The 19307-nt window shown below is 44.8% G+C and carries 21 protein-coding genes and 2 pseudogenes; 8 read left to right on the forward strand and 15 right to left on the reverse strand.

What is annotated here, in order from left to right; translation table 11 throughout:
- Positions 1–310 precede the first annotated feature (310 nt).
- Entirely contained in the window at positions 311–949 is a 639-nt protein-coding gene (locus tag QUB24_RS07285) for a type I restriction endonuclease (RefSeq protein WP_333151973.1), read from the forward strand.
- A gap of 48 nt (positions 950–997) precedes the next feature.
- Here the strand turns inward: QUB24_RS07285 and QUB24_RS07290 are convergent, their stop codons facing one another.
- Both QUB24_RS07290 and QUB24_RS07295 read right to left on the reverse strand, forming a co-directional pair.
- Positions 998–1339, reverse strand: coding sequence for a DUF433 domain-containing protein (locus tag QUB24_RS07290; RefSeq protein WP_333152141.1), 342 nt, complete (start codon positions 1337–1339; stop codon positions 998–1000).
- A gap of 124 nt (positions 1340–1463) precedes the next feature.
- Positions 1464–2840 (reverse strand): NB-ARC domain-containing protein, encoded by a 1377-nt coding sequence (locus tag QUB24_RS07295; RefSeq protein ID WP_333151975.1) that lies wholly within the window; start codon positions 2838–2840, stop codon positions 1464–1466.
- A gap of 195 nt (positions 2841–3035) precedes the next feature.
- Here QUB24_RS07295 and QUB24_RS07300 point away from each other — a divergent pair, with 195 nt between their 5' ends.
- The gene (locus QUB24_RS07300) at positions 3036–3617 is read left to right on the forward strand and encodes an RNA polymerase subunit sigma-24 (protein ID WP_333151977.1); all 582 of its coding nucleotides are present in this window, start codon (positions 3036–3038) and stop codon (positions 3615–3617) included.
- A 378-nt stretch (positions 3618–3995) separates the two neighbouring features.
- Positions 3996–4376, forward strand: coding sequence for a hypothetical protein (locus QUB24_RS07305; protein ID WP_333151979.1), 381 nt, complete (start codon positions 3996–3998; stop codon positions 4374–4376).
- 218 nt (positions 4377–4594) lie between these two features.
- Here QUB24_RS07305 and QUB24_RS07310 read toward each other — a convergent pair whose 3' ends face one another.
- The 7 genes from QUB24_RS07310 to QUB24_RS07340 form a co-directional block, all read right to left on the reverse strand.
- A complete protein-coding gene (locus tag QUB24_RS07310) occupies positions 4595–4948 on the reverse strand; it encodes a hypothetical protein (RefSeq protein ID WP_333151981.1) in 354 nt (117 codons plus the stop codon).
- A gap of 56 nt (positions 4949–5004) precedes the next feature.
- Positions 5005–5289 (reverse strand): type II toxin-antitoxin system mRNA interferase toxin, RelE/StbE family, encoded by a 285-nt coding sequence (locus tag QUB24_RS07315; protein ID WP_333151983.1) that lies wholly within the window; start codon positions 5287–5289, stop codon positions 5005–5007.
- Positions 5286–5498, reverse strand: a complete 213-nt coding sequence (locus tag QUB24_RS07320) for a hypothetical protein (RefSeq protein ID WP_333151985.1) — start codon at positions 5496–5498, stop codon at positions 5286–5288. The genes QUB24_RS07315 and QUB24_RS07320 overlap by 4 nt, the downstream gene beginning before the upstream one ends.
- A 167-nt stretch (positions 5499–5665) precedes the next feature.
- Positions 5666–6001 carry a XisI protein gene (locus QUB24_RS07325; RefSeq protein ID WP_333151988.1) on the reverse strand — a complete coding sequence of 112 codons (336 nt, stop codon included), beginning with the start codon at positions 5999–6001 and terminating at the stop codon, positions 5666–5668.
- The gene (locus tag QUB24_RS07330; protein WP_333152144.1) at positions 5989–6405 is read right to left on the reverse strand and encodes a XisH family protein; all 417 of its coding nucleotides are present in this window, start codon (positions 6403–6405) and stop codon (positions 5989–5991) included. The genes QUB24_RS07325 and QUB24_RS07330 overlap by 13 nt, the downstream gene beginning before the upstream one ends.
- Positions 6406–6582: 177 nt before the next feature.
- Complete coding sequence (locus tag QUB24_RS07335) at positions 6583–6708, reverse strand: hypothetical protein (RefSeq protein ID WP_333151990.1); 126 nt, start codon at positions 6706–6708, stop codon at positions 6583–6585.
- 261 nt (positions 6709–6969) lie between these two features.
- Positions 6970–7671, reverse strand: a complete 702-nt coding sequence (locus QUB24_RS07340; RefSeq protein ID WP_333151992.1) for an alpha/beta fold hydrolase — start codon at positions 7669–7671, stop codon at positions 6970–6972.
- Between the two features lie 152 nt (positions 7672–7823).
- Here QUB24_RS07340 and QUB24_RS07345 point away from each other — a divergent pair, with 152 nt between their 5' ends.
- Positions 7824–8303: an NUDIX domain-containing protein gene (locus QUB24_RS07345; RefSeq protein WP_333151994.1), complete on the forward strand. Its 480-nt coding sequence runs from the start codon at positions 7824–7826 to the stop codon at positions 8301–8303.
- A gap of 507 nt (positions 8304–8810) precedes the next feature.
- Complete coding sequence (locus QUB24_RS07350) at positions 8811–10472, forward strand: hypothetical protein (protein WP_333151996.1); 1662 nt, start codon at positions 8811–8813, stop codon at positions 10470–10472.
- Positions 10473–10717: 245 nt separating this feature from the next.
- Here QUB24_RS07350 and QUB24_RS07355 read toward each other — a convergent pair whose 3' ends face one another.
- Together QUB24_RS07355 and QUB24_RS07360 are read right to left on the reverse strand one after the other, a co-directional pair.
- Entirely contained in the window at positions 10718–11455 is a 738-nt protein-coding gene (locus QUB24_RS07355) for a class I SAM-dependent methyltransferase (protein ID WP_333151998.1), read from the reverse strand.
- Positions 11456–11462: 7 nt separating this feature from the next.
- Positions 11463–11660, reverse strand: a complete 198-nt coding sequence (locus tag QUB24_RS07360) for a hypothetical protein (protein WP_006633481.1) — start codon at positions 11658–11660, stop codon at positions 11463–11465.
- A gap of 411 nt (positions 11661–12071) precedes the next feature.
- On the opposite strand from QUB24_RS07360, the gene QUB24_RS07365 reads away from it, so the two are divergent.
- From QUB24_RS07365 to QUB24_RS07375, 3 genes are all read left to right on the forward strand, one after another.
- Positions 12072–13310 (forward strand): transposase, encoded by a 1239-nt coding sequence (locus QUB24_RS07365; RefSeq protein ID WP_333152000.1) that lies wholly within the window; start codon positions 12072–12074, stop codon positions 13308–13310.
- Positions 13311–13559: 249 nt separating this feature from the next.
- Positions 13560–16103 (forward strand): mannose-1-phosphate guanyltransferase, encoded by a 2544-nt coding sequence (locus tag QUB24_RS07370; RefSeq protein ID WP_333152002.1) that lies wholly within the window; start codon positions 13560–13562, stop codon positions 16101–16103.
- 224 nt (positions 16104–16327) lie between these two features.
- A complete protein-coding gene (locus QUB24_RS07375; protein WP_333152004.1) occupies positions 16328–16885 on the forward strand; it encodes a single-stranded DNA-binding protein in 558 nt (185 codons plus the stop codon).
- A 308-nt stretch (positions 16886–17193) separates the two neighbouring features.
- Here QUB24_RS07375 and QUB24_RS07380 read toward each other — a convergent pair whose 3' ends face one another.
- The 4 genes and pseudogenes from QUB24_RS07380 to QUB24_RS07395 form a co-directional block, all read right to left on the reverse strand.
- Positions 17194–17442 carry an ISAs1 family transposase gene (locus QUB24_RS07380; protein ID WP_333152146.1) on the reverse strand — a complete coding sequence of 83 codons (249 nt, stop codon included), beginning with the start codon at positions 17440–17442 and terminating at the stop codon, positions 17194–17196.
- A gap of 17 nt (positions 17443–17459) precedes the next feature.
- A pseudogene (locus tag QUB24_RS07385) lies at positions 17460–18131 on the reverse strand (ISAs1 family transposase).
- Positions 18082–18396, reverse strand: coding sequence for a transposase family protein (locus QUB24_RS07390; RefSeq protein WP_333152006.1), 315 nt, complete (start codon positions 18394–18396; stop codon positions 18082–18084). Before QUB24_RS07390 ends, QUB24_RS07385 begins: the two are co-directional and overlap by 50 nt.
- A 95-nt stretch (positions 18397–18491) precedes the next feature.
- Positions 18492–18704 (reverse strand): annotated as a pseudogene (locus QUB24_RS07395) (IS1/IS1595 family N-terminal zinc-binding domain-containing protein); the annotation flags it as partial.
- Positions 18705–19307 lie beyond the last annotated feature (603 nt).

Raw genomic sequence — 19307 nt, forward strand, 5'->3', positions numbered from 1 at the left:
ATTTTAGGTTTTAGATTTTAGTTTTGTCTGAGGTCTAAAGTTAGGATTTCCGGGTAGCTGTGGAGTTGCCCGGTTTTTGTTTTTGGACAGAAACCAATAGAAGTGATATCAAATCCGGTAGCATAGGAATTATTCATCTCTCTGTTCTCTGACTCTGTGTTCTCTGTGTCCTCTGCGGTTTAATCATTCCAATTCAACCGGAATTCATATGATATTGAAAACTGCGATCGCTATAGCAGTTTCCCTATATTTGCTTACAATGAAGCTAATGTTCGTGGGAAATTCAACGGTTTGAATCAAAGGTGAACGAATGGCAAAGGTTATTGCAGTTACAGAAGCTATTAAAAGCCTGGCTGAGGCTGAATCAAGGTTGAATTTGAGCCGAACTGAGGATGAGGCTTTTTTTACAGAGTGGCAAGCCCAATTGCCAACTCTCAGCGATTCTGAACAGACTGCTTTGGATACGCTACGACGCAGATTGCTATATCATAGGGCCGATGGAGAATTGTTAGAAGGGGCAGTGACTTTGCTGGTGGCATCACCTTTGTTAGAACTGGCGGGATTCTACGATCCACCTTTCAGGATGAAGGCTGAAGCTGCTATCGAAATTGCGATCGATGATGGGGAAGAAACCCTGCGCGGACGAATTGATATCTTGATTTTGCCTTGGCAGCTTTGGGTAATGGTTTTGGAGTGTAAGAAGACTACGATTTCGACGCGATCGGCATTACCCCAAGGATTAGCATACATGATGGCAAATCCTGATTTGGATAAACCGAGATTTGGTATGTTGACGAATGGCGATGATGTGTTGTTTGTGAAACTCAGGGCTCAACCTACAGCCGAATACGGGTTATCGCGGGCATTTTCGATTTATACTGTGCGAAGTGAATTGCGATCGGCTTTTCAAGTCTTGAAGCATTTAGGGCAAGGCATCACTACCATCTAAGTTACGGTGAAGGTATTGCTCATCGGCGGCATAAAGACGTGCCATCTGCTACAAATCCTCGTCCATCACTTCATTGTTTTCCCGAATTTCTGTTTCAATTTCATCGGGAAAGGCTTCAGCATAAGCCCAAGCGTTAGCAATATCCGTAGCAGAGAGTAATCGATAGCTTGTGAGTAACTCGGCTTCGCTATAGCCAATGCGACGAGCTTCTACAAGTCCCCAAACGGTGATGCGAGTTCCAGCAATGCAGGCACTCCCGCCACAAACATCAGGCGTTTTTTCAATACCACGCCAAGGAGTGATTTTACCTTGAGTGAGGAGTTGAACGACTTGAGCTTTTTCATCGTCAGAGAGTGCCAGGAGTTGAGGCTCTAATTCTTTCAGCGTCATGGCAAACAATGGAATTGCGACTACCGATGATTCTATCGAACCGATCGCCCTATTTACCCGATCGCCCATTGCCACTTCTAGTAATTTGGGTGAAGGGCGAGAATGCAAGCAATGGTTGTATCAATTACACTGCACGGGCGATCGCATATTGCCTCAGTACAGGTGAAATCGTGTAAAAATTTGCTTGTTGTTCTATCAAGCAGCGCCGCGATAGAGATTGCAAGGCATTTAGCAAATCTGAAGCCGGAATTATCTCATTTTCTAGCAATTTTGCCCGGTTGATTGGCTGGCTTTCTTTCGCTAACAAGGAGATGACTTGTTTTTCTAGTTCGGATAGGCGATCGAACTGCTGCTGTAAAACATCTTTCAAATCTTCCGGCAACAATATGGTATCATTTGGTAATAAATCTGTCACGCCTCCTCCCAAGTCTTGAATCAGATTCGCCACGCTTTTTAACCATAGGGGATTCCCTTGATAACGATGAATGAGTGTTTCACTGTTGTCGCTTTCTTCTAACCCATAATCTCTGAGTATTTCCCATCCGGCGGCGATGTCTAAACCTTTGAGTTGTAAGGTGCGAATAGAAGTATTTTGGCTTTTAACTTGAGTCACTTCTCTGGGTTGTTCCCAACCGATTAACATAAAGCAGCTTTGATGGGATAATTTTTCTATTTGTTTGAATAAAGAGCGATATTCTTCGGATTCTGGTTTATATTTTCCTGCCAATTCTCCGCTACAGAAAAGGTTGTGAACGTCATCTAAGACTATTAAACAGCGATGGTTTTGTAAATAGTTAATCAGCGGTAATCGTTTCTGGTTGGTTGGGGATGAATCTTGTTTTTCGGAATTGGAAAAAAGCTGTATTAGGTTAGATTGAAATTTTTCTAGGGTGGGGAATTCGTCTAGAGTGTACCAAACTGCGTACTCAAACTCGTTTTTAATTTGTTGTACGAGTTGGACTGCTAGGGTGGTTTTGCCGATACCGCTGATGCCGGTGAGGGTGATGAGCCGACAGCGTTGTTGTAGAATCCATGTGGTGAGGGTTTGGAGTTCGGGAGTGCGATCGAAGAAATCACCCAAATCTGGCATTTCGCTTAAATCTTGATGTAGAGTTTTGGTTTGTTGTGGGTTAGATTTTTCGTCATTATGTGAGTTTGATATATCTGGCGGGTGTCTAGGTTCTCCACACAGGTTAAAGATACCAATCCCTACAACATCTTTTGCAAAATTGGAGACATTTGAAACTTGCCACCTCTGCATTGCCGAGCAAAAATTCTTTTTATTGACATCTTCCCCTAATTTTTCTGAAAGTATCCGCCATAATTCCGAACCCGCATTCCTAGCACTACTTTCAGAACAGTCAAAATCTTTGGCTATGTGCTTGTATGTCTCGCGTTCTAGAGTTCCCCGCAGTACCGCCTCTTGTAAATCGTCAAGGTGTTGACCCGTTTTCTCGAAGACTATGCGATCGGCGACATTTAACATTTCTTTAAGATTCATCTGGCAGGGAGATGCGAGAGTTTTGTGTATTGTAGCTCACAACTGCCAACATTTTCGTACATTTTCGTACAAACTTAGATTAAAGTTAAAGTATAAGCGAGGGAGAATTGGCGGCAAAATAGAACATTATTGGGCTAGAAAAACCTTGAATTTATTAAGGATAATGGAACAAGTATTAAAAGGATAAATTAATTTATGAAGTGGGAAGATTTGGCCAGTAAAGCAGGTGAAGAAGTGGTAGAAAATGTTGTAGAAAAAACTCTGGGAATTAATGGAAATACAGTCAAAACAGTCAAAGCGGTTGCAGAAACTGGTGCTGCGGTAGGTGCGGCTGCCAGTGCTGCAACAGGGTTGACTGTTGCAGCAACTTCAGGAGCAGGAATTACTTCGGGTCTAGCTGCAGCAGGTGGTGTGGTTGGTGGTGGTATGGCGGCGGCTCCTGCGGTATTAGCAGCAGGCCCTGCTTATCTGGGGGCAAAAATAATGAATGAAACTTTGTTCAAAGAGCAATCGAACTTGTCTGAGGAAGAGAATGATGCTCGTGCAGCGGCAAGAACAGCTACAAACATTGGGGCTGCTGCTGGTCTAGTTGGTGCTGGTGCTGTAACGGTAGCTGGCGGTGCCTCTGGTGCTGCAATTATGGGCACCCTTGCGGGTATCGGTGGCGTTGTCGGGGGAGGCGCAATTGCTGGTACTGCCATAGTTGCTGCTGCACCTGTTGCTGCGGCTGCTGCTGTTGGATACGGAATATATAAACTGTTTGGAGGTAAAGGGTAAAGATAGTTAGTTCAGTTTGAATTGGTAGGTTGGGTTTCCTGTTGCAACCCAACCTTCATCAGCGTTTAGTCTGGCTTTAGTATTTCCTCGCACCTCGCAGCAAATATCAGAAAACTGCCAGCGATTGAAAAGGTAAGCTTGGCTATCTATATGCAGCCAATATTACAGCGTTGGGTTATAGGTTCTGTTTCGTAGCTTTGGAGTATACGGATGTTTGGTTGGCTATCTGAACTATTTAATTGGTTTTTCAGACTATGGAATCGGTTGGATGATAAAACGAAAGGTAAAATTATAGAGGAAGTTGTCAAGTCATTTGAAAAGCTGCTTCGTTCTTTTTATGGTTCGTGGAAAAATCGGCATACCAAGTGAGAATAAGTGATGAGTAATTTTAAGGAAGTTATGGATGAGATTGAGCAATCACCTACTCAATCAGTGATGAGTAATTTTAAGCAATTTATGGATGAGATTAAGCAATCACCTACTCAATCACTGCCAGAATCTGATTTAACTCTTCCATCCCTTCAAATGGATTTAACAGCAGGAACTTTCCTTATGTTGACGCCCTTCTCATTTTCCAATAATGAAAAGCAAAAATTCTCAGAAGAGGTGTCGAGCTTAATTCAGAATGAATCTTTTTTATCTGACTTTAGCAATCAAATTGGTGAACCTTTGGAGCAGGAATCTGAAGATGACTTCGTGAAACGCGGTAGCAATAGGTTAAGAAAGATGCTTTATGATAGATTTGGCATCAAAGGTTGAATGGATATAATGCTCAGGTCTGTCGAAGTAGTCGCAGCATAACTTAGTGCGATCGCCCATCTTGCCTATTCCGTTGACACTCGTGTTACCCAACCTCTTTTTCCACTCACAATCTGATCCATTTTCACCCTTTCAAAGGGCGATGGTTGCACTCCAGGCCTGAAGCGTAGCTATCCAATAGGGAATTGTCCCAGCAAAAAAAGGGTGATCGCCCCAATCTAATTCACAGCCAACAAACCCGACATATTCAGCACTTTCTCCGACCTAATCCTTCCCTCTTCTCCAACTCTCATTCGTTGTTCTGCATCCTCCCAAATCCTTGCCCAAGAATACTGCCAGCAAGCTAACTGAATTTGCAACTCAACTAACTCAGCAGCTATTTCTATCTCTGCATCTTGAGCAGTCCATTCAATAAACAGCTTACTTTCTTGCAGCAAACTTTCAATTATTTCGCCATTAGCTGCATTTTGACAGCAAGATTTAATTCGTGCCAAATTCGATGCTAAATTTCCCAAACGAATGGGTAGATTATCTCGCAAATAGCGTTCCTTTAGAGCCTTCCAATCTCTCATAATCCTCCTAATAACTGTATGACGATCGAGTTACGTCTATTGCTTAAAGGATGAACTCAATAAACTTCGTCATGGCTACCAATATCAATCAGAAGGATCTCTTCAACATCTGAATCTGAATATTTTTTGAAATTGAAGACTATTCGACAGTCGTACTCTACAGTACAAGCCCAAGCACCAGATAGTTTACCTTTCAGCTTGTGGGTCTTAAGTGAGGGATGAAATGGATCATTAGCCAATAGTTCTAGTCGCTCAGCTATTTTTTCCTCCATTTCAGGTTCTTGGCGGATTAAGGATTTGAAAGCTCGTTTGAAAGAAGAGGCTAAGACAAGAGTTCTCATCTTTTTAATTCTGCCATGATATCATTTACTGTGCCTCGGAATACTTGTTCATGCAAATACTCTTCATCGGCTCGAACAATATTAAGAGCGATCTCATCTCTCCGTTTTTCCTTCAGTCGTCGTCCGATCAAATCGATGAGAGTGATCTGTTCGTCATCAGACATTTCTTCGACTAACTCTATAATGGCATCAAAGCTATAGGTTTTCATTGTTCTAAGCTTCGTAAGTCTACAATTATCAGTATAACAAATCAAAGTACGCAAGTGATCGCCCTTCACAGCAAATACTAAACACTGCGATGATTGTACAGAGTGCGATCGCCCCATAACACATAAAGAGCGATCGATGTCTGCAACCAAAAGCATCAACGTTAGTTTTAACTCACTGCAAATTCTGTGAACTGACGCATATAAGGTGGATGAAACCCAACCACAATGTCCGACTTCGGCACACCTATATTAACCAGCTCTTGCCCTAAATCGATTTCTGTTCCATTCTGCTGAATCCAGATTTTGCCATCCTTAATATCGAGATGTATAGGACAGCCGTAAACTCGCTGTTTGTTATCCCACCCCACTCGAACAACTTGATAATGATTGTGTTCTGTGTCAAAAACCACTTGCACCTCTACTTCTCCATAAGAAGGCTTGTATGCAGCATATTTCGTGAGAACTTGTTTGATACAATCCCGATATTTTTCTATTTTTTCCATAAAGCTATCACCTCTTCTTCTACGTCATAAACCAATAATTTTAACTGGTAATCTTCCACAACAGCAGTTGTAAATTCCAGCTTGAAGAAATCGTTATACGCCGTCAAAGGAATTGCCAAAAATAGCTGACGTTGGGGGTCTTTAAACTTGAGTGCTGTACGGTAGTTGATAAATTGTCCAACCGCTAAATGAAAATCTGTTATCGCTGAAGTATTCAAAAAGCTCTTGATTTCTACAGCAATTTTCTCGCCCTGCCGTTCGGCTGCCAGCAGAGGTTCCGCCCCCAGATCGATTAACATATCAACTCCACCCACACTGATGGAAAGTGGGTCATCTGTAATCTGCCAACCATCCTTTTGCAAGGCAATCTTCACAACATCATGAAATTTATCCTTTGCTGACATAAAGCCCTGATGACAAACAATTACAATTATACTGGCATTAATGGAGATGTGTGAGTGCAATTCAAATTGTTGACTCACCAAATCAAACCTCGCGTGCGAGCTCGCTATCGTAAGGCTTGTCCAAGAGAGTGCGATCGCCCCTCGCACCAAATACCAAACACTGCGATGATTGTACAGCTAGCGATCGCACATAATCATCATCCCTAATTTGCGATCGACCTCCGGCATCAATTCTCCACAAAGCATCCGGCTGAGGTTCGTTATCTGCGTCAAGCGCACAGTAGCATTTTCGCCCAATTCCACCCCAGCCAACCTCTAATTTGATTGTGTGGTTCGCCGTGACTTCTGAATCTTACCGATGATGCCACATAAAATATTTTTTCACTCTATTCAGTTAGCGATAAAAATTTAAGTAAACATAGCATCGGGGGGGCGAGTTTTGCCGCACTAAACTCGCTCCTAATATCAAATTCTAACTAAATCCGCCCCTTAAACCTTCTGCTTCTTCCTTCGCGTCCTACCCTACGGGAACGGCTTCGCCGAACGCGTCTTCGCGGTTCATTTCTAACACAAATACCCAATCCAAGCCGGCAAAACCTCCGGCGAACCGTACCACTTCCCCGGAGAACGAGGCGAATGCCAAACTCCCTCCAACACCAAATTTTCGGCCCCGTCCAAAACAGCAGCTTCCACCGGCGTAATTCCATCTCCCCAAGTTTCGCCCTTCCCCACAGTCAACTCGTAACTTTTATAAGCCAGCCAAGTCCCAAAACCGCGCTTGCCAAAAACAGCCTTCCCAGCAGCGCACACGTAGCGCACCTGCGGGTGAAAAGCCCCCGGATAGTGAATTTTGACAAAATCTAGATTTTTGCGCGTCCAGCGCTCTTGAGAGACGTGCGGCGTACCTAAAGTGATTAAAGTATTCACATAACGGTGAGCTTCCCACAAACCCGCATCCTCAAGCACGTCGCCGTGAATCGTGTAAGGCTTTTCGCCCAAATAGATGCGAGAAATCCAGCCGCCGGCGGAATGACCGACGAGATTGATCTGCCGAACGCCGTATTGCTGTAACATTTGTTTGACCGTGCGATCGAGCTGTCGCAAAATTGGCACCATCGACCGCCCGCCAAAAGTCGGCAACCAATCTCCCTTGCCCAGAGGCACTGTTACTGTTGGGAAACCTCGATCGACCAGAGACTTTTCTAATTCGCGATAGTCGGAAGCAGCAGCAAAATATCCTGGTAAAATCACGGTTGGTAATGGCATCGTCAATTTGAGATTTTAGATTTGAGATTTTAGATTTTGCGGTCGGAGTGCTACGATCTGTTTTTCAAGTTAAAAGACACTTGCCGAAGCATCCTTTGGATTGCTAACATCTGCCACTCGTTAAACCTTTTGCTTAGGGAATATCTACTTCTATGGCTCGCGAGCCGATTCAAACATGGTATTTTACCCTAGTTGTCGTCCACTTAGAAGACCGTTTTCTACTGGTACAAGAGCGCAAGTACGAGCAGCAGTGGTATCTCCCAGCAGGGCGAGTGGAAAAAGGGGAGACTTTGCTCGAAGCTGCTATGCGTAATACCTTTGAGGAAGCGGGCATTTCCATCATCGTTGAGGGAATTCTCCGGGTAGAGCACACAGTGATGCCTAGGGGCAATGTGCGCCTCCGAGTCATTTTTGTGGCTCGCCCACAAGATAAGACGCCGCCCAAGAGTAAGCCGGATGAGCATACTTTGTGCGCTGGCTGGTATTCTCTCAAGGAATTAGACGAGTTGTCGTTGCGGGGAGAGGAAGTTCGCGAAATGTTTCAATATATGGCAAGCGGCGCTCCAATTTATCCCATCGACTTGCTCACCATTGAGGGAGCTCCTTTTAAAAATTACCGCTATCGCTGGTGAATCCATAGATTTTGGATTTTGGATTTTGGATTTTCGATTTGAGACTTCGGCGTGAGTGCGATCGCCCTTACGATTTTAGATTTACTTGCAGCGCAGTGAATCAGGGAGCAGGAACTTTAATTTACAATTTGTAGAATCGACCCTGACGCTAGTGTCGGGGGCTTGTACTCATTTTGGGGCGGGGCTACCGAGGGACTGCGGGCTGGGCTGACAGCCACTCGATCAGTTTTTTGATGGCGTAACCGAATTGGAAACGCCGATCCATCGAACTTGTCGATCGTGTTTAATAAATTTGGTTCAGTTTCGGGCCCATGAATTTTCATCAAGGTCGATCGGGCAACTTCGAGGGCGATCGTGCTAAAATTATACCTTTGAATTCCCAACCTCTCCTCATTAAAACGAATTTACACTCAATCACAACCACAACAATATAAATTACCAATCCCCCAATCACTCAATCTCGCAATCCCCCAATCTAAAATCTAAAATCTAAAATCTAAAATTTAAATGACTGACTCTTCCTCCCTAGCCAACACCCTTTCGGAACCGCTGCGCCAGCCTTTTTGGTGGGCAGCCCTAGCTTCTGTCAGCCTGCACGGAGTCCTCGGAGCAACCGCCCCAACGCTCTCAAACATACTTTATGGTGGAAATTCCTCAAAAAATATCCCCGGTTCTGTCGGCTTAGTAGAACTAACTCCCGCAGAAGCCGGCCGCCTGCCACAAACCATACCACCGAAACCGTCTAATACGCGATTTACGCCATTTTCGATCGCACCAGTTCCCCTTCGGCCAGGGCCAAAGTTAGCCCCGCCCTTGCCCCCCGCACCCGATACCATCAACTTGCCCGCCATGCCGCCGGGAATGCCCCCTCCTGGATTTTTTTCCCCTCTCCCTCCTTCCCCTCTCCCGCCCTTCACGGCCCCAACAGCCCCGCCACCTCCCAAAACTCCATCCCCAACAGTCAGAGCCCCCTCCCAGCCAATACCCACTTTCGTACCACCCGTACCTCCCAGCGGTTTCCTTTTCCCACCCTTACCTGGTAATTTCGATCGCAATATCCCGCCACCACCATCGCTGAATGAAGCGCCCCAGCTTCCCGGCGGCGGCTCGGAAGACGAAGCAGAGACGCTCAAAAAGATCATAGCCAGTAGAGGCGGACTGCCACTATTTCCAGACGGAGCTCCAGTCTTTACCCCGGAATTCCCAATTGGCAGGAATGTCGGACCCGATGGAGTACCAAAATTGACTCAAAAAGATCCCAATAAAAGGAATCTCATCGCAGAAACTCAGTCCGGCCAACCGGGTTCAAACTTACCCACCGACAAAGAGGCACTACTTGCGGCTGCACAGACCTATGTTGCTTTGTTTGATAAATTCAAAAAGGCTTATCCTGACTTGGAAATGACGAACCCGACTCCTGTGAACGTCCCTTATCCCGTAACAGCTTGCTCGCAAAAACTCCAAGGAAGAGCCGTTTTTGGAGCAGTTGTCAGCCCTCAAGGCTTGCTCAAGGCCGAGCCACAGCCGATCGTCCCGACGGGTTACGGTATTCTCGATAATGCGGCTAAAATTGCGATTATTAGCCCTTCTCTAACATTTGAAGCAGCCAGCACGCACAAGCTTTACCAACTGGATGTCGAGTTTAAGTACGACGAAAAAGTTTGTAGTGGCATTCCTGTCACCCCAACCAGGCCCAACCCACCAGGCCAGCAGCAGCCAGCGCCCGCCCCCACAGCGCCCAGCAGACCAACAGGCCAGCCGCCATCCCCAGCGCCTACTGAAGTGCAACCGCAGTTTGAGAAGCCGCCGGCCCCCTCAAACAAACCGCAGCCAGGGGCCCAACCGTCGCCGCCTGCACCCAAGCCTGCGGCTCAACCGTCGCCCTCGCCTGAACCGAAACCAGCCGCGGAACAGTCGCCTTCTCCTCAACCGCAACCCGCCGAAGAGTCCCCGCAGCCGGAAGCCGCGCCATCTCCGGCCACCGAAGAGTCCCCGCAGCCGGAAGCCGCGCCATCTCCGGCCGCCGAAGTGTCACCATCGCCGGAAGCTGCCCCATCTCCGGCCGCCGAAGTGTCACCATCTCCGGCCCCGGAAGTATCGCCATCTCCCGCCCCGGAAGTGTCACCATCGCCGGAAGCTGCCCCATCTCCTGCCACTACCGAAAATTAATTGGGCATCGGTAATTGGCAATCGCTATGGGAATGGGTAATATCCAATATGCTTGCTTCACTATTGTGAGTTAGTAGTTAGTAGGGTGCGTCAGCTTGAATATTTGTTGCTTCTCCAACTAATTTCTACTGGCTGACGCACCCTACTTTATCAACTAAGAACGAAGTTGTTTTTCGTCCGCCTGACCAGGCTTGGGACGATTGAAGTTTGGACTACAAAGCTAATTATCTATTTCCCTTAACCTCTCAATTGTATTGAACTTTATACATTTGAAATAAGTCGCCGCTTTGCTTTTTTACTACCTTAGCGCCCGCAGCTTTAATCATTTTTTCCCAATCTTCTATTGTCTCTAAAAATACTTCGCCGGCTCGATAAGTTTCCAAAATTGCCCAATCTTCTGCTAAAGGAGCATCGGGGTTGAGGACATCAAAAACAAAATGACCGCCCGGTTTTAGTACCCGCTTTACTTCTCCCATGACAATACTCCAATAGTCTATGGGATAGTAACAGCTAAAGCCTGTAGCGAGGCATAAATCGAACTGAGCCTCCTCGTAATTTAACTGGTGAGCGGGGGCCCATTCGACGCCTTTGAACAGCTTAGAATTGAGCTGAGGGCCGCGAGCGTTTAAGGCGTCTCGCGCTGCGCTGCTGATTTCTTGACCGTAAAAATATGCTTCCCAATCCCGCCAAGGGTAGATGAGAAAGCTGACTCCGCAGCCAATGTCTAAACAGCGCTGATTTTTTTGAGGTTTGGCAATTTTCCAGAAGGGAGAAACTGTTTTTGCTTGGAGAGTTCCTGCGACTGATTCTAGGAAAATCGGCATTGCTTCGACTTCTTCGGGTAAGGCGAAAGCTTCTCCTCGGTATTCGCGATCGAACCGGGCAGCAACCTGCGATAGTAAAACTTGCCAGCTATCTGATTTTCCTTTAGCAAACCAAGTCTGCTCCTGACCCGCTACTGGGCGATCGGACTTTTTAGACATTCTTGAATTACCTTTTAGAAGCTTTGAGAGCTTTTGTAAAGTTTTGGCGGTAAGGCTTATTAAAAATTAACGCGGGCCAGAGCAGCGAGAGCTTCAGGCGATTTGTAAAACTTCTGTCGAAGTTAGTGCGATCGAAACCATTCCAAAATTTCCAAATACCGCCGCCGTAAGCGATCAGCAATGCCAAGCTAATTAACGTACTCATTTAAAGAACCCCTAAGCAATGGATAGGATTTTGGGTCAGCTAGTCAAAGCGCTACCCTTAATCTATCATTTATCAGACGCCAAGGCACACCGATAGCTGTAGTAATTCCACCTTCAGAAAGAGACTGCAAAATCCCCGCTGGCCACAAACTTAAAAATAACACCCCCGAAATAGCTTTCACCGAGCAAGCAAGAAGGGACTTCTGCCAAAAGTCGAGGATTCTGAGGACTTATACCATTTTAGATGGAAGAATTGAAGAATTAAAGAATTGGTAATGACTGATGAGAGAAGGGTTCCGAGCACGGGCCTATAGTTGCATTCTGTTTTTTAACTGGTATTGTAAAACTTTATTGACTTTATGGCCATTAATAGCCATTTCTAGTATAGCATAGTCAAAATGACGGTACAACAATGCAGCTAGTTGAAAAGCACATTATCGATCGAACCCACTGGCTATACAAGCAGCTAGATAATTTGTGCTTTCTCTCGAAGAATATTTTCAACTACGCTAACTACCTAATCAGACAAAAATTTATCATCTCAGGAGAATACCTCGACTATTACAAAATACAGAAACTATGTCAGGGAACGACTGACTATCTAGCATTACCAGCCAAAGTATCTCAGCAAGTATTATTGAGATTAAATGAAAGCTGGCAATCATTTTTTGAAGCTACCAAGGAATATGCCATCCATCCAGAGAAATTCAAAGCCAGACCAAAAATACCCAAATACAAACACAAAACATTAGGCAGAAATGTCCTGACTTACACCGCTCAATCCATCAGTAAAGAATGGCTCAAGAAAGGAATCATCAATCTCTCGAAAACCCAGATATTTCTGACTACTAAAGTTAGGGTCGTAAATCAAGTCAGAATCGTCCCAAAGACTTACCATTACTCGATGGAGGTAGTTTATGAACCCAAGGATGTAAGTCAATCATCATCAGGTAGAGAAGGGATAGCAGGAATTGATATGGGGCTCAATAATTTAGCGACAATTACATCCAATCAAAAAGGGTGGGTTCCGCTGATAATAAATGGCAAACCCCTCAAATCAATCAATGCTTACTATCACAAAAATAAGACAGTGTTTCAGTCATACTTGAAGGGGGAAAGAAAGACATCAATCAAAATTGAACAATTAACTCACAAGCGGAATGTAAAAGTAGATAATTACCTGCATAATGCAAGTCGATTCATCATCAATCATCTGGTAGCTAACCGAATCGGGACACTGGTGATTGGTAAAAACGATAACTGGAAACAGGGAATAAATCTCGGCAATCGGAATAATCAGAACTTCGTAGCCATACCTCATGCAAGGTTTATTGAAATGCTAACTTATAAAGCGCAGTTAGCAGGAATCGTTGTGAAGGTTATTGAAGAAAGTTACACTTCAAAGTGTTCTTTTTTAGATAATGAACCTTGTGTCAAGCATTCGGAGTATAAAGGTAAACGCATTAAGCGAGGGTTGTTTCGTGCTGGTGACGGCAGACTGATTAATGCGGATGTCAATGGCAGCGCTAACATTGTCAAAAAAGCATTTCCCAACGCTTTTGCCGAGGGAATACAGGGCGTGGTAGTACGTCCGGTGAGGGTCACACCTTACAAAATGGTTGTCCGAGGCAAGTGTAATATTTGCCTATAAAACCTGTAACTATTACCCAACATCCCCTACAAATCCGAGCTCGACCGGGGGATTGCGATGCCGCAAGTTCTAATTCGGTTGAAATCGGTTGCTGTTGGGGGAGGGCCTGGCCGAAGGGGATTTCCCAGACGTGTCACTACTCAAAGATAATTAACTAAGAACTGATAGCTCGCGGCCGACGAATTACAGCAGGCAAACTTTTTCTAGCGGACAATAGCGGTAGAGAGCTTTCTAAGCAAGGAGGATTTTATGCGTGCAGTGCTGATGGCTGGGGGATCGGGAACGAGGCTCAGACCCCTGACGTGCGATTTGCCCAAACCGATGGTGCCGATTCTTAATCGCCCGATCGCAGAACACATTATCAATTTGCTAAAAAGGCATCAGATTACGGAAATTATTGCGACGCTGCACTACCTTCCCGATGTCATGCGCGAATATTTTACTGACGGGACAGAGTTTGGCGTTCAAATGACTTACGCTGTGGAGGAAGACCAACCGCTGGGTACGGCTGGTTGCGTCAAAAATATTGCTGAATTGCTTGATCGAACTTTTCTGGTCATCAGCGGCGACAGCATCACAGACTTCGACTTAACCGCAGCGATCAAATTTCACCGCAGTCAGCAATCCAAAGCCACGTTAATTTTAACTCGCGTTCCCAACCCGATGGAATTCGGGGTCGTGATTACCGAGGAAAATTACCGCATCAGCCGCTTTCTGGAAAAGCCTTCTAGCAGCGAAATTTTCTCCGATACTATCAATACCGGCATTTATATTTTAGAACCCGAAGTCTTGGATTACCTGCCGACACATCAGGAGTGCGACTTCTCCAAAGACTTGTTTCCCCTGCTACTGGAAAAAAACGAGCCGATGTACGGCTACATCGCCGAAGGTTACTGGTGCGATGTCGGCCAGCTAGATGTTTACCGGGAATCTCAGTACGACGCGCTGCGGGGAAAGGTCAAACTCGATTTGAGCTACTACAACGAAGTTCGATCGGGACTTTGGGTAGGTCAGAATACTTTTATTGACGATAGCGCGATCGTCGAAGTACCGGTCATGATCGGCAACAATTGCCGAATTGGAGCCCGAGTTAAACTCGATGCCGGTACCGTGATCGGAGATAACGTGACAGTCGGGGCCGATGCCAACCTCAAACGTCCCATCGTCTGGAACGGAGCAATTGTCGGCGAAGACGCTCATCTTAGGGCCTGCGTGATTTGCCGGAGTACCCGCGTAGACAGGCGCGCTCACGTCCTCGAAGGTGCTGTCGTCGGTTCAATGTCCATCGTGGGAGAAGAAGCACAAGTGGGGCCAAGCGTGCGCGTCTGGCCGAGCAAAAATATTGAATCCGGCGCTCTGTTAAATCAAAATTTAATTTGGGGAGAACAAGCTAAGCGGAATTTGTTCGGTCAGCGTGGCGTTCAAGGACTGGCAAATGTGGATGTTACCCCGGAATTTGCAGTGAAATTGGGCGCGGCTTATGGCTCGACTTTGAAACCGGGGACTGCGGTATCGGTTTCTCGTGACCAGCGGAGCATTTCGCGGATGGTTTCGAGGTCTTTGATTGCGGGTTTGATGTCGGTGGGAATTAATGTGATCAATTTGGAATCGACGGCAATTCCGATCGCGCGCACGGTTTCGTCTACAATATCAATTGCCGGCGGAATTCATGTTCGCATTTCGCCCGATCGCTCCGACCACATTTTAATTGAATTCTTCGATATCAAAGGCATCAATATTACTAAAGGAGCTGAGAAAAAAATCGAGGGGGCTTATTTTAAGGAAGATTTGCGGCGAGCTCTAATTCCCGAAATTGGAGAGATGACGTACTTTAACCAAGCTCTTGATGTTTACAACCGCATTTTTGAGCGGCAGATGAATGTTGAGGCAATACGCTACAGCAATACTAAGGTGGTAATCGATTACGTTTACGCGGTTTCAGGAGCAATTCTGCCCCAAATGCTTGCCAAGTTCGGCTGCGATGCGGTGGTTCTCAATGCCAGTCTCAAACAGACTTCTCTAAGCAACGGGGAACGGGAATATTTGCTTGACCAACTCGGCCGGGTGGTGAAAGCACTCAGCGCTAATTTTGGAGTGCAGGTATCGGCTAACGGCGAACAGCTCATTTTGGTAGATGAGTCTGGGATAGCGATTCGTGGGGAAATGCTGACGGCGTTGATGGTAAATTTGATGCTGACTTCTCATCCCAAAGGTACAGTAGTAGTGCCGGTGCATGCGTCTTCTGCGGTGGAGGCGATCGCCCGACGCTATCAAAGCAAGGTAATCCGCACGAAGGCGAACCCAACTGCTTTGATGGAAGCCGCTAACAGGAACCCGAATGTGGTTTTGGGCGGCAGCGGCCTTATGGGTTTTATTTTCCCGCAGTTGCATCCCGGATTTGACGGAATGTTCTGCATTGCTAAAGTGATAGAAATGATGACGATTCAGGAGCGATCGCTCGGACAGATCAAGGCGGAACTTCCCCGTATCACCCACCGCAGTTACAGCGTCCGCTGTCCTTGGACTATCAAGGGTTCGCTGATGCGACATTTAGTAGAAACTCATTCGCCCGATCGTTTAGAATTATTAGATGGAGTGAAGATTTTTAACTACAGCGACGACAATTGGGTATTAGTTTTACCCGATGCTAGTGAACCGACCGTTCATATCTTCGCCAACAGTGAGGATCGAGATTGGGTATCTGAAACGTTGAAGGAGTACCGCGCCCTCGTTCACGATTTTGTCAGTCAAGCCGAGGCGGCAGTTCTCCAAGATAAATTTGGTAACGTGTAATCGGGAATTGGGCATTGGCCCGCGCAGGGCATTGGCAATGGGGAATTGGTAATGCAAAAGTAAAAAAATAAAATGCGTTATTTTAAGTTTTACCTTTTTACTTGAAAGTTCATGCCCAATTCCCAATCCCAATTCCCTGCGCGGGCCAATTACCAATTTCCTGCGCGGGCCAATTACCAATTTCCAATTCCAATTCCTAATTCCCAATTACGCACAGATAACAGATGAATAGCTGCATTTTGATGGCGGAAATAATTCAACAACCGCAACTCCGTTATACTCCTGACAATCAACTTCAAATCGCTGAGATGTTGGTGCAGTTTCCCGGCCCAAAACCAGAAGATCCGCCCGAACATTTGAAAGTGATAGGATGGGGAAATTTTGCTCAAGAAATTCACGAGAAATATCACGAGGGCGATCGCGTGATTATTGAGGGGCGACTGAGCATGAATACGATCGAAAGAGATGGTATTAAAGAAAAGCGCGCTGAACTGACAGCTCAAAGGATTTACAGTGTCGGGGCTGATGCCATGAGTTCGGCTCCTGCTGCTAGAACCGCCCCGGAACCGGCTCAAATTCGCGACACCGCCCCGGCTAATGTGCCGAGCAATGTAGTACCTTTAGGCTCGCGGAACCGCAGTTCTAACAGCGCTCCAAGCGGCCCTAACCGCACCTCTAGTTCGGATTGGAACTCGCATCAGTCTTCAAATTCTGAGTCCGATCGCCAGTCGGGTTCGTCTAACGAACCGGAAAATCCCGATTACGATCCGATTCCATTTTAAAAATTAGGGTGCATCACTTTACAACTGGACTGTTGGATCGAAAGTGAGGCACCTTAATTTAAGAGCGATCGGCTAGACACTAAACAACACTGGACAACCAGTGCATTTGGTGAGAGATAGCCAGGGTAAACGCATCTAAATTAATTTGACAAAACCAGCAATTTGTGAATTACTAAATAACTAAAAAAACCTTCTTAAAATCATTAATCTTAACCCCACTTAAGCAGATTAAATCAGAACCTTAAGATTTTATAAAATTATTAAAGCCGGATAATTTTTCTTCTTAGATTGCTCTTAGATTTCGAGTATTAACTGGCAGAGTTTAAAATTTTAACTAAATAATGATTGTCCATTGCGGCTCGATACCGTTTCATTTTTAGACTTTGTTGAGAAGTTTTTTCTTGTTTCAGTAAATTTATGGCTAATCGACGTAGAAGTGCAAAATTTTCGGGAGAGTTCTGTTTCCGAATCCGGCTTTCATCTTCACAAAATGTAACATCAAGCGTCCAATGTAAGCTATTTTCAATGCCCCAATGACGGAGGATAGCCCCAGCAATTCTCTCAGCATTACTGCTTAAACTACTAAGCGTAAAAACGAGCTGAGCGTCGTGGTTTTATTGCACAGCCGCCGTTTACTAACTATCATGACAACTGTTTTTAATCCAGTCCATAATGCTTGATTATGCACTTGTGGTAACTCGGATACATCAACAGTCCACACTTGTCTTTTTTCCACTCGATGATGTCCAGCTTCTACTTGCTTATAATAACTGTAGTCTCTGCCTAAATAATCTTCTTTTTTAGCTACTTCAAACCACTCTTTTACAGCTTGATAGAGGAGTTTTTGATTCCCTTTTAAAGCTAAAACATAATCTACTTTTTTCTTGATAATCAGAGATCTTATGTCTTTTTGACAGCAAGCGATCATCTATGGTTATTACACTTCCGGCAATTTATAACATTTCTATTAATTCCGGAATTGCTGTCAGTTCATTGGATTTTTATCGACTTTTTTTTGACCTAAAACCAATTGATGAGATGAAGACCAAGCTGTAACTATATGTAGCGCTTTTTGCTGGTCATTTCGGTCATAAGATTGTTTCATCGTTTTGCCATCAATGGCAATCACGTTTAGTTCTAATTCCCCGACTATGGCATTTACCCAGCTCAAAAAACCTTCTTGAAACTGTTGTGGTTCAATTCGGGCAAAGAAGGAGACTAAATGTGTCATGAGATGGTATACCATTCGGTAATTCTAGAAAGCTTTTCAACCATTTATATTTGGCGTTACCATAGGCTTCTATTGCCACCCATCCGTCTGAACCGCTGATGATAGCTAGAATCGCAATCGCTATAATATCTTTGAGTAAGTGTTCTTTACTTCTTTCTATTCTTGGGTATTTCAAATTGGCAAAATGCTCTAAAAAACTGGTATTTAAAATATTCATTGAAGGCAATGAATCTGTTTGTTTTTGTTTGGAAGTTACAGCTTTACTAAAACCTCTTGCCATTGATAGCACCAATAAACTACAACAAAATACATTGAAATTTAGTCGGATTTAACTGTAGCATATTTTGCGTTAAAGTTAAGATGCGTTTACCCTGGTTCTATCGCCCGTAAACCCATACCATTGACGTACATTTTTAGGCAATCACGTTTGATGCTATCGCTATAACCTCGATGGGGTTCATACTGATTAATGAATTGACGACCACATTGGACACAAATGTGATTCTGTTTTCCTTTCTTCTTGCCGTTTTTACGGATATGGGTTGATTTACATTCGCTTGCATTGCATAAATTATTCCTCCTATTCATACTCTAACTCAGCAACGCCCAAGATTATACTCTTTTTTGAGTCATTCAACAATTTCTCCGTAGCTTTTGAAGGCTGCTCCTTTTTCTAAACGTTCTTTGAGTCCTGCTAATGCAAAGAGAGTCAAGTGGGGTACTTGTCCGGGCGCTTTTTTTACCAATAATAATTCCGATCATCCACAAGTCGCTACTTTTGTAACCACGCCCGTTATCGTAGATTTGTCTCTACCCAAACGATGCGCTAATTCTTGATGCTCCTGTACTTGCCCTGTTTTTAACCACCATAATACTTGTATTCGTTCTTTAAGGCTTGCAGTACGAGTATTTTTTAGTTGTTTTTCTAAAAATTATGCACTTTCCTCAATTGTGATTTTTAAACTACGACTCATAAACGCACCATAAAAGCTCTCTCTCTATTATATATATGCAACTTCACATAAAATTGGTATTACCATTTTTAATTATGTCATAATTCTTTACCTAAGATAGATGCCATTTTCTTGACATTCCTCTATGGGAGAGGTTAGTATAGTGGGCAACCAAACATGAGGCTGACAATTCAACTTTAATCTCACACCCCATACTCAAATGCAATTCCTATCAGAG

Origin of the sequence: Microcoleus sp. B9-D4 (assembly GCF_036705105.1) — a bacterium.
Classification (GTDB): Bacteria; Cyanobacteriota; Cyanobacteriia; order Cyanobacteriales; family Microcoleaceae; genus Microcoleus.